The sequence below is a fragment of the Prevotella sp. oral taxon 313 genome (genome assembly GCF_003043935.1).
In the GTDB taxonomy this organism is placed as follows: domain Bacteria; phylum Bacteroidota; class Bacteroidia; order Bacteroidales; family Bacteroidaceae; genus Prevotella; species Prevotella jejuni.
The window spans coordinates 3,268,614-3,283,619 of the sequence record NZ_PYXE01000001.1; the positions used below are offsets into that span (position 1 = coordinate 3,268,614).

The 15,006-nt window shown below is 39.6% G+C and carries 12 protein-coding genes and 1 tRNA gene; 5 read left to right on the forward strand and 8 right to left on the reverse strand.

Going from position 1 to position 15,006, the window contains the following annotated elements; translation table 11 throughout:
• Positions 1-400: 400 nt before the first annotated feature.
• Entirely contained in the window at positions 401-1,600 is a 1,200-nt protein-coding gene (locus AXF23_RS12790) for a dicarboxylate/amino acid:cation symporter (protein WP_107625567.1), read from the reverse strand.
• A gap of 761 nt (positions 1,601-2,361) precedes the next feature.
• Positions 2,362-2,435 (reverse strand) — tRNA-Arg (locus tag AXF23_RS12795).
• Positions 2,436-2,833: 398 nt separating this feature from the next.
• Here AXF23_RS12795 and asnA point away from each other — a divergent pair.
• On the forward strand, positions 2,834-3,871 hold the full coding sequence (gene asnA, locus AXF23_RS12800) for an aspartate--ammonia ligase (protein ID WP_107625896.1): 1,038 nt from the start codon (positions 2,834-2,836) through the stop codon (positions 3,869-3,871).
• Between the two features lie 485 nt (positions 3,872-4,356).
• Here asnA and AXF23_RS12805 read toward each other — a convergent pair whose 3' ends face one another.
• The 3 genes from AXF23_RS12805 to AXF23_RS12815 all read right to left on the reverse strand — a co-directional run bounded on the left by AXF23_RS12805 (position 4,357) and on the right by AXF23_RS12815 (position 7,685).
• The gene (locus AXF23_RS12805) at positions 4,357-5,241 is read right to left on the reverse strand and encodes a carbon-nitrogen hydrolase (protein ID WP_009011587.1); all 885 of its coding nucleotides are present in this window, start codon (positions 5,239-5,241) and stop codon (positions 4,357-4,359) included.
• Between the two features lie 88 nt (positions 5,242-5,329).
• Positions 5,330-6,397: an agmatine deiminase family protein gene (locus tag AXF23_RS12810; RefSeq protein ID WP_107625568.1), complete on the reverse strand. Its 1,068-nt coding sequence runs from the start codon at positions 6,395-6,397 to the stop codon at positions 5,330-5,332.
• Between the two features lie 661 nt (positions 6,398-7,058).
• The gene (locus AXF23_RS12815; RefSeq protein ID WP_107625569.1) at positions 7,059-7,685 is read right to left on the reverse strand and encodes a tetratricopeptide repeat protein; all 627 of its coding nucleotides are present in this window, start codon (positions 7,683-7,685) and stop codon (positions 7,059-7,061) included.
• 1,232 nt (positions 7,686-8,917) lie between these two features.
• On the opposite strand from AXF23_RS12815, the gene AXF23_RS12820 reads away from it, so the two are divergent.
• The 3 genes from AXF23_RS12820 to AXF23_RS12830 all read left to right on the forward strand — a co-directional run bounded on the left by AXF23_RS12820 (position 8,918) and on the right by AXF23_RS12830 (position 9,997).
• A complete protein-coding gene (locus AXF23_RS12820) occupies positions 8,918-9,196 on the forward strand; it encodes a CD225/dispanin family protein (RefSeq protein WP_009011593.1) in 279 nt (92 codons plus the stop codon).
• A 39-nt stretch (positions 9,197-9,235) separates the two neighbouring features.
• Positions 9,236-9,580 carry a DUF2752 domain-containing protein gene (locus tag AXF23_RS16500; protein WP_255413688.1) on the forward strand — a complete coding sequence of 115 codons (345 nt, stop codon included), beginning with the start codon at positions 9,236-9,238 and terminating at the stop codon, positions 9,578-9,580.
• Between the two features lie 66 nt (positions 9,581-9,646).
• Entirely contained in the window at positions 9,647-9,997 is a 351-nt protein-coding gene (locus tag AXF23_RS12830) for a TM2 domain-containing protein (protein ID WP_107625570.1), read from the forward strand.
• A gap of 100 nt (positions 9,998-10,097) precedes the next feature.
• Here AXF23_RS12830 and AXF23_RS12835 read toward each other — a convergent pair whose 3' ends face one another.
• From AXF23_RS12835 to AXF23_RS12845, 3 genes are all read right to left on the reverse strand, one after another.
• Positions 10,098-10,844, reverse strand: a complete 747-nt coding sequence (locus AXF23_RS12835) for a peptidylprolyl isomerase (RefSeq protein WP_107625571.1) — start codon at positions 10,842-10,844, stop codon at positions 10,098-10,100.
• Between the two features lie 201 nt (positions 10,845-11,045).
• Entirely contained in the window at positions 11,046-11,864 is an 819-nt protein-coding gene (locus tag AXF23_RS12840; protein WP_107625572.1) for a DnaJ domain-containing protein, read from the reverse strand.
• A gap of 891 nt (positions 11,865-12,755) precedes the next feature.
• Entirely contained in the window at positions 12,756-13,205 is a 450-nt protein-coding gene (locus AXF23_RS12845) for a type I restriction enzyme HsdR N-terminal domain-containing protein (RefSeq protein WP_089365893.1), read from the reverse strand.
• Between the two features lie 222 nt (positions 13,206-13,427).
• On the opposite strand from AXF23_RS12845, the gene holA reads away from it, so the two are divergent.
• Entirely contained in the window at positions 13,428-14,453 is a 1,026-nt protein-coding gene (gene holA, locus AXF23_RS12850) for a DNA polymerase III subunit delta (protein ID WP_107625573.1), read from the forward strand.
• The last annotated feature ends 553 nt before the right edge of the window (positions 14,454-15,006 follow it).

Below are 15,006 nucleotides of genomic sequence, written 5' to 3' on the forward strand. Positions count from 1 at the left end.
TGATATTTAATTGTATGTCTTTTGCTGAGCCAGTACTGCTTAATTGCAGTCTGTCATTTGCAAAGATACTATTTAATTTTGATAATGCCTAATGATAGGACTTCTGTCGTTTCTTTTTAGTATTTCTTATGCTGATAAGGATATTACTACTTATTCTACATGTTTAGTTTTAATTTCGTTTGCTGTCATTTTAACATTTGGAGGGAACCTTCTGTAAACTAATTAGTTAAATGCTTGTTATGAATGACAGATATGACAGCAACTTTTGTTTTGGTTGATATGCTTCGTTATCATACATGGGGCATTCCGATAAGAATAGGAGAAGCAACAGTACTTGTCGTCTCTCCTTATTCTTCAAACATTATGGTTAGATTTGTATCGTCTCCTACAGCATTACGTCTTATGATATTTCACTTGAAAGGGTAGACATATCTTTCTTCTTTCCAAAGAACTTGTTGACGGCAAGAGCAATCGCTCCATCACCAGTCACGTTACAAGCAGTACCGAAACTATCCATTGCAATGTACAAAGCTATCATCAATGCTTGGGCCTCTTCATTAAAGCCTAAGATACTTGATAAAGGTGCTAAAGCCGCCATAATGGCTCCTCCTGGTACTCCTGGTGCTGCTACCATGATGATAGAAAGCATGAGGATAAAGTAGATGAAGAGTCCTGGGTCGTGGGGTAGGTCTGTCAGTAGACAGATTGCTAAGGCACAAGCTGTAATCTTCATCGCACTACCACTGAGGTGGATAGTGGCACAAAGCGGTACGACAAAGCCTGCTACTTCGTTGCTTACACCGTTCTTTTCTGTTTGCTTCAGTGTTACTGGGATGGTTGCTGCTGATGAGCTCGTTCCCAATGCGGTCAGATAAGCTGGTAGCATGTTCCATAGTAATCTGAAAGGGTTGCGCTTGACGATAGCACCCGCAATGCAGAACTCATAGACAAGGATGAGTACATGTAGTACGAGGATGACAATGATAATCTGTGAGAATACTATGAGTACTTGTCGTGCCTGTCCATTATGGGTCATACTAAGGAATACACCGAAGATATAAAGGGGTAGGAGAGGGATGATAGCCTTCTCTATCACTTTCTCTATAATGTTCTTAAACTCACTAAATAGGTTCTCCATTGTGCGCAAACCACCGTAGGCAATACCCAGTCCGACGATGAATGAGAACACCAAACTACTCATCACATCAACCATTGCAGGGATATTGATAGTAAAGTAAGGTGTTAGCTCTGTCGCCTTTTCTATCTGTGGTATGGCGCCTCCGGTAGAGGCTATCATAGAGGGGAATAGCCATGTTCCTGTTCCGTAGGACAGTCCACCTGCAACAATCGTGTCTACGTATGCGATAACTACTGTTGCCAGTAGTAGCTTACCAGCCCCTTTACCGATACCAGCAATAGCAGGTGTCACCAATCCGATGATAATCAGTGGTATCATAAAGCCAAGGAACTGACTGAAGATACTATTGAAAGTCAGAAACACTCTTACTGCTGGGGCTGGGAGATAATAGCCAAGGAATAATCCAAGCAGTATGGCGATGATAACACGTGGGAGTAGTCCAATTCTGATCTTCTTTTGCATACTATTTTCTTTTAGGATGAATAATCTATTTCTTAGTTAACTCGGTTGAACAAAAAAAGGATGAACAGTAAACAACCATACATCCTTCGTTACAATCTGTGTCCCCCATTAAGCGTCTTGTTTCCTCTCTTAGTGACTCCGATGGGAGTTTTGTCATCTCTTCTTATTGACTCCGTTGGGATTCAAACCCAAGACCTTCAGAACATTTTTCTGGCCTCATTCGGCTAAATGTCATCAGAAAGTCGTCACTTTTTGTGACTCCGTTGGGATTCAAACCCAAGACCTTCAGAACATTTTTCTGGCCTCATTCAGCAAAATGTCATCAATGTATTGTCACTCTGTATCTATGATAATGTTCATTTAATTACCCTTATTAGGATAAATATAATGAAATATCATTAGTGTTTAGTGACTCCGTTGGGATTCAAACCCAAGACCTTCAGAACATTTTTCTGACCTCATTCAGCTAAATGTCATTAGAGAGTCTTCATTCTTAGTGACTCCGTTGGGATTCAAACCCAAGACCTTCAGAACATTTTTCTGGCCTCATTCAGCTAAATGTCATTAGAGAGTTTACACTTTTAGTGACTCCGTTGGGATTCAAACCCAAGACCTTCAGAACATTTTTCTGGCCTCATTCGGCTAAATGTCATTAGAGAGTCTTCATTCTTAGTGACTCCGTTGGGATTCAAACCCAAGACCTTCAGAACATTTTTCTGACCTCATTCAGCTAAATGTCATCAGAAAGTCGTCACTTTTTGTGACTCCGTTGGGATTCAAACCCAAGACCTTCAGAACCGGAATCTGACGCTCTATTCAGCTAAGCTACGGAGCCTAATGACTGTGCAAAGATACAGTAAAGTTTGCATAACTCCAAACGAACAGTAAACATTCTTACTAAAGTATCTGATATAAATGCGTTGTTTTGAAGGTTTAGTAATATCCTTACTGATAGAGAGAACCCTGTGTTCCTCTCTTTGTGGCTGTTTGGTAATCAACTCTTTGTCGTCAGAGCAATTGTTTTGGTTGGTAGGTTGTTCTTGTTAACAGTGGCGATAAGAAATAACATGAGAGGAGATAATTGACTAATAAACTGTCATAACGTTGTGAAATGTAGTCGGAATATATTATTATGTAACATTGGATAGGTGTTTGTTTCGCAGTTTGATAATTAATATATACCTTTGTGAGCAATTAAAATAATAGTCAAGTCATTAATAGAAAGGAACGATGATGAGTCAACTGATAAAACCAAAAGGATATAAAGCTGCACTTGGAAAACACCAGACCGAGTTAGGAATAAAACTGATAAAGGAGTTTTTTCAACAGAACTTAGCTACTGAACTACGACTAAGTCGTGTTACAGCACCGCTATTCGTACTGAAAGGATTAGGTATCAATGACGATTTGAACGGTGTCGAACGCCCTGTATCCTTTCCTATTAAGGACTTGGGAGAGGCACAGGCTGAGGTGGTACACTCATTGGCAAAGTGGAAACGGCTGACATTAGCCGACTACGACATCCAACCGGGCTATGGTATTTATACAGATATGAATGCTATTCGTGCCGATGAGGAGCTGGACAACCTTCATTCTCTTTATGTTGACCAGTGGGACTGGGAAGCTGTTATCACCGAAGACGATAGGACGCGTCATTATCTGGAGACTGTTGTTCGTCGTATCTATGCAGCTATTCTCCGCACAGAGTTCCTTGCTTGTGAGACTTATCCTCAGTTGGAACCATTCCTTCCACAGTCGATTCATTTTATTCATGCGCAGGATTTGTTAGATATGTATCCTACGATGACGGCTAAAGAGCGTGAGGATGAGGTGTGTAAGAAGTATGGTGCGGTGTTTATTGAAGGGATAGGCTGCAGATTAAGCAATGGCGAGAAGCATGACGGTCGTGCTGCTGATTACGATGATTGGTCAACGATTGCAGAAGATGGTAAGGTGGGTTTGAATGGTGATATCCTCATTTGGTATCCAATCTTAGGACGTAGTATTGAACTCTCGTCTATGGGTATCCGTGTGGACAAGACAGCTTTACTCCGTCAGTTGGCAATAGAGAAACAGGAAGAACGTGAGCATCTCTTCTTCCATCAGCAGCTGCTTTCTGACAAACTGCCACTGTCTATCGGTGGTGGTATCGGCCAGAGCCGTCTTTGTATGATAATGTTGCACAAAGCACATATCGGTGAGATACAAGCAAGTATATGGCCTGAAGAAATGAGAAGAGCGTGTGATGAGGCTGGTATGACATTGATATAAGAGTCCCTTCCCTCCTATCTCTCCAAAAGAGGTGACAAGTTAATAGGATAAAGTGTCCTATAAATCTCTGAAGAAGAGAGTATGATTTTTAAATATTGTTAGACCTCCATACTATTGTTGCTCACCAAGAACACTGCGTGTGATGAGCATAAAGATGTGAAGGAGAAGATGGCCCAATAGGTGCATTACGAATCTTGTAAGCTATCATTGAAAACCCAATAATCAAGGTTGGGACATACCTAATAATAAAAAAGGGCCATATCTAAACTCATTGTATGAGTTTGGATATGGCTCTTTCTCTATCTATGAATATAATCAGTAAACTACACTGATGTTTGTTATAAGCTTTGTGCTCTTTTCCTTATAGAAGTAAGTGTTCTCTCCTTATTAATTCTCTGCAATCAGTGAAATGTTAGGGCGGAGGGACTGAGGGGAGCTTTATTCCATTAGATAATCCCCTCCTTTGGAGGGGTTAGGAGAGTTTTTTAATCAATAAACCTCTTCGTTATCTCTCCATATTCATCGATTCTTCTGTCACGCAGGAAAGGCCACCAACGACGCACATTCTCGCTGTGGTCGAGGTCGATATTGAGGATAACGCTTTCCTCATCATCGTCACAAGCACGATAGAGTAGTTCGCCCTGTGGGCCAGCAACAAAACTACTTCCCCAGAACTGAATACCTTGTGTTTGCTCACTTGGGTCTGGTTCATGGCCGACACGGTTGACAGCAATCACTGGCAAACCGTTGGCAACAGCATGACCACGCATCACTGTTGTCCAAGCCTCACGTTGACGCTGTTTCTCCTCGTCTGTATCACTACTTTCATAGCCGATGGCTGTAGGATAGATAAGCATGTCTGCACCTTGCAAAGCCATCAAGCGAGCTGCTTCAGGATACCACTGATCCCAGCAGACAAGTACACCAAGACGGCCCACACTTGTGTCAATAGGATGGAAGCCGAGGTCGCCTGGTGTGAAATAGAACTTCTCATAATAGGCTGGGTCGTCTGGAATGTGCATCTTACGATACTTACCAGCAATACTGCCATCCTTCTCTATCACTACAGCTGTGTTATGATAAAGTCCCGGTGCACGTTTCTCAAAAAGCGATGTCACGATGACAATGCCCAGTTCGCGTGCCAATTCACCATAGAAGCCAGTAGATGGACCCGGTATAGTCTCGGCTAAGTCGAACTTATTTACGTCTTCTGTCTGACAGAAATAGAGTGAGTTATGTAACTCTTGAAGGATTACAAGCTCCGCACCACGTTGTGCTAAGTCTGTAATACCCTCTGCCAGTCGTTCTATATTGTTCTTGATGTCTGCAACATTATGTTGTTGCAAGAAACCTATTTTTAGTTCTCTCATAATAAAGGTGTTTGCCTTGTTGATGTTTATTGTTCTGTGTTTTAAGCTTACAACACCGTCTTCTGTCACGATAATGAGGCGGGTAGGGCTATCCGTTTAATGGCAGCTGCATCGTCAAACAGTGTATTGAGCCATGCTGTCTTATGATAGTACGGCTGTCTATGCCGATGATTTCACGGTCGGGGAAAGCCTCTTGAATTATATCCAAAGCTACTTTGTCCTTTTCGGGTTGGTTGTAGGTTGGGACAAGCACTGCCCCGTTGATGATAAGGAAATTAGCATGTGTCGCTGGTAGGCGTTCTCCATCATCATAGATAGCATCAGGCATCGGAAGGCGGAGTAGATGATAAGGGTCACCATCGATTGTACGAAGCTGCTTTAATTGTTCCTCCAAAAGTCGGAAATCCTCATAGTGTTCGTCTTCTTTGTCGTCACACCCTATATATAATAAGGTGTGATTGGGTGCAACTCGTACGATGGTATCAATATGTCCATCGGTGTCATCACCTGCCAACTGACCATAATCCAACCAGACAACCCGCTCTACATTGGGGAAGAAAAGGCGCAATCGTTTGTCTATATCCTCTTGTGTGAGCGGTTGGTTGCGGTGTGGTGCCATTAGGCAACCCGTTGTTGTGAAGAGTGTGCGGTCTCCATCGCTCTCTATCGAACCACCCTCCAGCACGAAGTCTTTGTGGTTCTCCAATACACCTTGTAAGAGTCCTGCTTCATAAAGTTGGCGGTTAATTCTATTGTCCTTTTCTGCTGCGAACTTCTCGCCCCATCCGTTGAAACAAAAGTCGAGTAGGCAAAGTGCTTGTAAGCTACCTTTCGGCTCCTTGTCTGATACGAGTGAGATGGGTGCAACGTCACGTGCCCATGTGTCATTGTTATCACAAGCAAAGAGCGTCACACGCTTCATCTGTCCTTCAGTCAGCCTTTCTGCTAATAGGGAATGTACTTTTTCCGTATCACGTGCCGTAATCAACAATGGTTCAAAACGTGTGATAGCGTCTGCCATCTGTAGATAAACCTCGGTAATCTCGTTCAAGTACGGGCGCCAGTCGGTGTCCTCATGCGGCCATATCAGTATAATCCCGCTTTGTGGTTCCCACTCAGCAGGTAATCGGAAGCTATGATTTTCGTTCGTGTTCATACTGCAAAGATAAGAAAAGAAAATGTGATAAACCGCTTTCCAGTCCCTTTTTTATGGTTCATCCGTCTTTTTCGAGTGACGTTTTAGGCATCTCATTTAACCTATGTGTCTGTATTCTGATTCTTTTGTGTCTGATGGCAGCTGTGGAGGAACACCTCTTCTATAAAGAACCTCAGTAATCATTCCAGTTCTAAGCAAAGTCAGTAAAATCGTAAAATATCATCACATTGGGTCGAGCTATATTCTTTCAAAGTAGGAGTGTGAAATCCTCTACAGTTGCGTTTGTAACCTTCAATAAATCAATATGTTACCAATACGCATGAAGAAGACGCCCTTCTTGCCTCAAGAAAGGCGTCTTCAACGTGCAAGAAGGGCATGTTCTCGAATGCAGTTAGGCCTCCTCTTGTTTTCTGTTCAGCCTATGGTTGAACAGAGAAAGGAATGATTACCGAAATTCTCCTACAATTTCAGTCTGTACATTTAGCGTTTCATCCCCCTTTATCTTGCTTTGTTATGGGAGATAAGCTCATCTTCTCTTTTCCTCTCTACCATTTCCCTTTAAGCAGTAGTATTATTTTTCATTTATTGTTTACTTAGTTTCTGACGGGTTAAACTTGTTACTCGTCCACCAGTCACTACTCTTGAAAAATACTGTAACTGTCTACTTTATAAACTCTTCACGTGGAGTTTCAATAATAGACATCACAAAGGTATCATTCGCTTTACGATTCTCTTCGTCTGAAGCAAGGTGGTCTCTCTCAGCCTCATACAGAGCCTTAATCCTCTTAGGTCCCTCTATCAACTTGATAGCTAAATAGCGGTTTATCTCGTGTGCACTGTTATGATCTTCCTCGTAGAGTCTCTTGAAGTTTTCTTCAGCACGCTTGTAGTAGTCCATTGCCTCCTTCTTGTTTCCCATCTTCTCATAGAACATACCTGCACCAAGAAGTGTGTAAGGCTCTGTTGGGTTACGCTTGAGATAAGCATTTAGCGTCTCTAATGCCTGCGTAACATTGCCTTGATCATTGAGGTAAGTCGCCTTATTTGCATAAGCCAGTTGGTAGTCAGAATCCTTTGCTATAGCATTGTCGAGTAGGGTCAACGCCTTTTTCACGGAGTCAGGTGAGTTCGACCGATATGTATATGCGTTTACTGCCTGATTGTTTAGTACTATTGCAGCTGAGTCAGGTTTATGTCCACAACACAGTCCCTTATTGCGCTGCGCATTACAGGACATCAATGATAGAAATAAGAATAGCGATGATGCTAAAAGAAAGTTACGATTCATAGTCTTTAATATATTAAGTTTAATAATTAGATAATTCTATTATTTAGGTTGGCCTCTATTCTGATGAGGCATATCTACCTCAACGTTTATACAAACGCTAAAGTTCTTCTCGTTGCAAAGATAACATTTATTTGTAAAATAAGAAATTAATTGTTACATAAAACAGCCGTTCCTTAAGGAAATAGTAGGCTACGCTTCAAAGTGATACTTCACGTTGTCGGAATATAACTTACCTCATACAGCCTAATTACGATACTAATGTAAGCAAATACGGAGAGGTTCTGTTTTAGTTTTGCAAGTTCTATCACTTTGTTTATGGGTAGAAACTCCTTTTCATAATCATGGTGGCTTGGTAAATTGATATACATCAATCCAAAGCGTTGACGTAAATCAATCAGGTCGTTTGATACGTGTCAATAGCATTGACGTCAGTCAATTATTGATGAAAAAACAGCTTGAAAAAGCAAGTTTTCTTTGTCAGATATTGGAAAGTGTACTAACTTTGCAAGCACAAAACAACACAAACGGCACCTCATAAAGATAACAAGAGGTTGCCACTGAAAGGGCTTCAGTCTCAGTAGGGAACACAAAAAAAAGATTGTATAACTCAGAGTAAAGAAAGGAAACATTATGATGAAGAAAGTAAAGAATATGAGTTTTATGCGTAAGTTAGTTCATTATTTGACACATGGCATTAGTGAATATAATATAGGTCGTGCGAACTGTCTGGCATAAAGAATGGTTCAGACCTATAACTACGCAAGTAGTTTGAAAGAAAGATTAATTGGGAGAATATAAAAAAGAAGTCGGGTTAGAGTCTATATAGATTCTGGCCCGATTATTTTTTGTAGGTGTCTTCTGTGTCATAAATTTATGTCCTCTATCTGAGAAGGGGCTTGTTAGCCTTGATGAGAAACGCTTAAGCGGTGCAAGATTCAAATATCCTTGTATATATAGGCTTTCACATAAATGAGTAAGACGGTAGAATATTAATAATTAGATGTTATTTTTACTTAAAATGTAATATATTTGTTTTCTATAAGAGGATTATTCTTTTTTGTGCTTGTGTATTTACTCGAAAATACTTAAATTTGTCCACAATAAAGAAATAAAGCAAAAACTGTGGCCCATCTGTGAAGCGATGATTATCAAGACTTCCCCATCGTATTAGCAATGTGGTTCAATAATAAACAATAAAATAAAGTCCATGGGGAGTCGACTCAAAAAAAGTTATGGAAGAAATGAATACTCCTAGGCCAAATAACTATTTGGCTCTTGCGATTTTCACAACAGTGTGCTGCTGTTTGCCAGCAGGTATTTATGCGATTATTCGCGCTATGAAAGTGAATGATTACTATGCGATGAAGCAATACGATGAAGCTAATTTAGCAGCTAATGATGCTAAGAAGTGGAGTATTATCGGTATTGTTGGAGGTGCGATAGTTTCTATTCTTTACCTTGTTTTCTGCGGTGGTTTGGCAGCTCTTGGGTCACTCTCTGGCGCTCATTAAATCTTGAAAGGTAGTGTAAAGTCTATAGGTTGGCTCTGTTTGGTAGCCTTCCTATTAACTCTATATTATTTCTATAACCCTGTTACGACGTTATGGACGCCTAAATGTCCGTTTAAGCTCGTAACAGGGTTGCAGTGTCCTGGGTGTGGTATACAGCGTGCATTGCATGCTCTATTGCAAGGGCATTTCTTAGAAGCAATCCATTATAATTATTTCCTTCTGTTTTCTGGACCATACATCTTGTCGTTTGGTGTCCGTGCCTTACTCCCACAAGGGCAGGCTAAGGATAGTCTGACTAAGGTAATAGAAGATAGACGGCTTATATGGTTGTATATAATCCTCTTCTTTATTTGGTTTATTGTAAGGAACATATTAAAGATATAGTGGATATATAAGACTTCCCTCCTCAAATGGATTAATGTATTAACTATTCAACCTCGTGTAAATATTATGGAATCAGAACAACTTAATAGCATATTGGTATTGCTTTCTTCTAAGATACCTGCGGGATGTATTCCGAGTGTACGTGCAAGATTGGAGAGCTCTAATGTAAGTGCAGAAGAGATAATGGCATTTACGAATCAAATGAGTGAGCCTACAGTGGCGATTATTCTGTCAATATTTCTTGGAGTATTGGGTGTCGATCGTTTTTATATAGGTGACACAGGAATAGGTGTTGGTAAACTACTGACATTTGGAGGGTGCTATATTTGGTGGCTGATAGATATCTTTTTGATTATTGATGCTACTAAGCAAAAGAACTTTGAGCGGTTGTCACACTATCTCGCTATTGCGAAATAGTCAGCCTTCCCTATAAAAGAGTAATCCCTTATCTGGTTATTTCGTTGTGAGATAGTCAGATAAGGGATTGTGTTTAGTTGTAAAGTCTTTACTTGTAAAACTATAGTAATTCTACATTCTTAATTTTGATATCTTCTGTTGGACGGTCATTGCGGTCAGTATCACAGTTTTGGATGCGTTCAACAATATCAAGTCCTTCCTCTACCTCACCGAAGACAGTATATTGATTGTCGAGGAAAGGAGTACCACCAACGTTCGTATAAGCCTCTATTTGCTCTGGCGTAAAGGCAGGCTTCCCTTGTTGCTTACAGATAGTTTTAGTCTGTTCTATCAGTTTCTCTTGTAGCTCCTGCAGTCCTGTACGGTCACGATTACGTCTTAAATTCATGATTTCTTCATGATGCTCCTTGGTAAGCTGATTGAAAACCAACTGTTCTTGTTGCATTGCCATCTGATGTTCCATCTGCTTTAGTTCAGTAGGCTTATAAGTCTTTCCCCATACAATGTAGAACTGACTACCACTACTTTCCCTATTAGGATTAACTTCATCACCCGTACGGGCTGCACTCAAGGCACCACGTTTGTGGAAGTATTGTGGATAAACAAACTCCGCAGGGATGGTGTAGTCTGGTCCACCTGTTCCTAACATCTTACCCTTAGGTGCGTTTTTACTATCAGGATCGCCGCCTTGTATCATGAAATCCTTTATTACTCGGTGAAAGATTGTTCCGTTGAAATATTCTTCTTTCACTAATTTGAGGAAGTTGTCACGATGTTTCGGGGTCTCATCATAGAGGCGAATGGTGATATCACCTTCTGTTGTCTTTATTTTTAGTCTTGTTGCCATAGTGCAATTATATGATTGTTTCTTATTAAAAATGATGATAGTAGGCAATAGTAATATTCTAATTAACTGTAACTTGCCAACCTATTTACTATCAACTTGTCAACTTGTTCACTATCAACTTGTCAACTCGTCTACAATCAACTCGTCAACTTGTTTACCATCAACTTGTCAACCTGTTTACCATCAACTCGTCTACTTTACTCACAATCCTCTTGCCTTAAAGATTCTCTCTTTAGCATCGTTAATCTCTTGGAATTTCTTTTCTGCAGCCTTCCGTATGTCGTCTCCCAAGGTTGCCACACGGTCGGGGTGATGCTTTAGTGCCATCTTACGATAGGCTGCTTTAACCTCATCATCAGTTGCTGATGGAGAAACCCCTAACACCTTATAGGCATCTTCAATGCTGCTACTTGCTTCTGCGCCGCTTTCTAAGTTGAGCATAGACTCAACATCTTGCATAGAAAGTCCTATGTATAGGGCTACCTCCTTCAGTGCAGCAACCTCTTCTGGGCTTATTACACCATCAGCTTTTGCGATGATGACAAGGTAGTTAAGTAATTGAAGACGTTGACTTACACTTGTGTGGAAGCGAATCTCAACACAGCTCTTACGAATGGTCTCCTGGAATTGGACCGGTCCTTGCTGCTTTTGTACGTCAAATAACTTCAGTAGAATGGCTTCTCCTTGGCTGACAGCCTGTTCACCAAAGTTTACACGAAGGAACTGGCGTACATATTCCATCTCAGAGTGCATTATCTTACCATCGGCTTTTATAATGTAGGAGGAAAGGACAAGCATAGAAAGTAAAAAGGAATTTCGCTCTCCTTCGAAAGAATTTGTATCGTCAAAATGGTCTTGTTCATCATATACTCTATATTTATTTGCACTAAAAGGGAGGTCTTCTCCATTTGAAAGCGCTATGTCGAGTAAACTACCTATGTAAAAGCCAACTAAGGCACCCAGCGTATTTCCGCTAATTATCCAACCTAATGCGCCACCAATCCACTTTGCGATTGCCATATTCTTTTCTTTTTTTCAATGTTACTTTAACTCAAAGTCTTATTATTATTATGATACAAAGATAATGCCAAAGTTTATATCTTTTATCGGTAATGCCATGTGAATTTTGCTATCTGGGAGATTATTGCAAAGGATATATGGCATGATAATAGTAACGAAGGCGACAAACTCAGTACTATATTTACTCTTTTATTTATGTTTGCAGGCAGATTAAGATATCCTGTCAATAAATTGAAGAATAATTGTTTATATGCTCAGAGGGAGTGATAGGGACAAAAGGAGATGTCAAACGATAGTTTGGGGAACTGACCTTAGTTGTTCATAAGAGTATTACGATGTCTTGTAGTAATAGGAATTGTCTTTCTTTCTTTTTTGTTCCCTCTATGCGTTTAGGGTTTGGATGTTGAATGTTGGGTGGTGATGATTTGTGGTGATGGGTGATGAAATGGTAGTAGGATCTTGTTAGAAATGTGTTATATCACGCTATGAGGATAAAGATTCTGCTGCTAGTTGTGTAGAAAGAAAGTTGTATTAAGGCTTATTCTTTTGCATTTTTCGGTAATTGAATACCTAATATCTGGTAGTTGTGATGGAAGGATGATAGACAAAATCAAGGTGAAGAAAAATTGAGTTATCACTATTTTTTCTGCCTATTATCGGAGGGAAGATCGCTTAGGAAGAGATGTTTATGAACTGATTTTGAACCTATAAAAAACAAGGCATGGTCTCTTGGAATAGAGACCGTGAGAAGTAATGATACTCAGATGCTCGTATGTAGACTTTCTTACTTAGGGAGGAGTTGTTGTTTTAAGCTCAGTTGGCTTCTTAAGATACAGTCAGCTTGTTGGTTGTTTTAATCCTATTATGGAGGTGGTAATGTGGAAAATTGGACTAGATGTCCTGATAGTCTGGTATTGCCTCAAGAAACGTGTATGTCTGGTTGTCATAATCCATCTTGCAGATATAGGTATCTATACCATTTGATATAATGAGGTAATCAACATGGAGTAGGAGGTTGTAAACAGATATCTGTTCAAATACTTTTTGTGTTAATGGTATGGTAGGTGCTTTGTATTCAATAATCATCCTCGGACGAAGCTGATTATCGTAAAGCACACTATCAGCACGAACTTTCTTCTCGCCAACTTGTAGTGGAACTTCGTTAGCAAGTAGGGGAGCAGGATAGCCTTTGTGGTCAATAAGATAATGAATAAAGTGTTGTCGCACCCATTCCTCTGGAGTGAGTGCTACATATTTTCTGCGGAGTATATCAAGAATCTGCTTTCGTCCGTTTGTCTCCCTTACTCTAAGCTGGTAAGGAGGGAGGTTGAGCTGTATCATAACTAAATATCCTATATATAATAAGGTGGAAGGGTATGGCGAAAGTCAAATGAAAATTTTGTTTTCTATCTCTTTTCTATTAACTTTGCATGAAAGACCGTGTCGTAAGAGGTTCGGGAGGTGTAACCCTTTAGAGCACCTTCTGTCAGTATGGACTTATTGCCGTTGTTCTCTTAGGTCGTATCACGGTTTATCGTTTATGCAAAGTTAATAAAAAAGTAAATGCCAACAAAGCAAGGACCAACATTTCAGAGTATAATGCAGGATCTGAAGAATAAGAAGTATGCACCCATCTATATGTTAATGGGCGAAGAGTCTTATTATATCGATCAGATTTCTGGTTATATAGCAGAGCATGTTCTTTCTCCTGAAGAACGAGACTTTAACCAAACTATCTGCTTCGGTTCAGATGTTACAGCCGTTCAGGTAGCTGATATGGCAAGGCGTTATCCTATGATGGCCGAGTTTCAAGTAATAATAGTCAAAGAAGCACAGAATATCCGTTCTTTAGAAGCTTTGGAGAAGTATCTCAAGAATCCTGTAAAATCAACTATCCTTGTATGGTGTCATAAGAATGGGAAAATTGATGCACGTAAGAAGGTTGTTGGATTGGCACAGACAGTAGGGGTTGTTTTTGAAAGTAAGAAGTTGCGCGACTATCAGCTCCCTGATTTTATCCAAAGTTACTTAAGGGAAAGAAATGTAAGTATTGATCCCAAGTCATGCCAGATGGTAGCCGATCATATTGGAGCTGATTTGAGTCGACTCACTTCCGAGTTGAATAAGGTGCTTATATCTCTTCCGGCAGATAATCTTCGCGTAACACCAGAGGTGGTGGAAAAGGAGATAGGGGTAAGTAAGGACTTTAATGCTTTTGAACTTAGAAATGCTATTATTCAGAAGGACTATTTCAAGGCTAATCAGATTGTGAAATATTTTGACAATAATCCCAAAGCTGGTTCTCTTTATTCTTTCCTTCCATTACTCTTTTCTTATTTTCAGAATCTTATGATAGTTCATTATACTCCTCAGAGAGGTACAGAACAAGGGATAGCTTCTGCTTTGGATTTACGTAATACATGGGGAGCGAAGGATTATATTATAGGATTAAAAAACTATTCTGCACGTAAAACGATGGACATTATTTCTAAGATTCGGGACATAGATGGAAAGAGTAAGGGATTAGATAATCCTAATACTGGTGCGGGAGATTTGATGAAAGAGCTCATTTTCTTTATTCTTCATTAAGAAATAGAGGGTAATTTGATATATTTTTAGCCGTAAAATCACTCTTTCCCAGTCTAAAATCATATTATTTTAAGCTAAAAGGAGCACTCTGAAAAGAGTGCTTTTTTTATGTTTTATCTTGATTAATAGCGTAATAGGCGAAATTACCCTATTCATTTTTCGCGTATTTTCCTGCATCTTTCCCCCAGTTCGCAAATACTTTAATAACGCTCAAAATGATAATTTTCGACAATGCTCAATTTAATTTTCACACTTGTTTTACTTTAATTATGTAGAGTTTGGAAACTACAAATGAGCATTATCATTTATATTTGTAAATACAAATGTAAACATAATAAAGTTATTTATTGCTCACATAAGTGTGTTATCTTGTTATGTAAATGTGTATATTTACTTTTATTAATCGAGATGTATTTTTATGCACGTACTAATTATGGCATATAAATACTAATATATCAGTACATTATAAGAATATAATATTGTTTTAGTTACCTAACCCTTCTTTTATTCCCTTATAATTCGCATATTTGTACTATTTAGGTTTAGATATGCT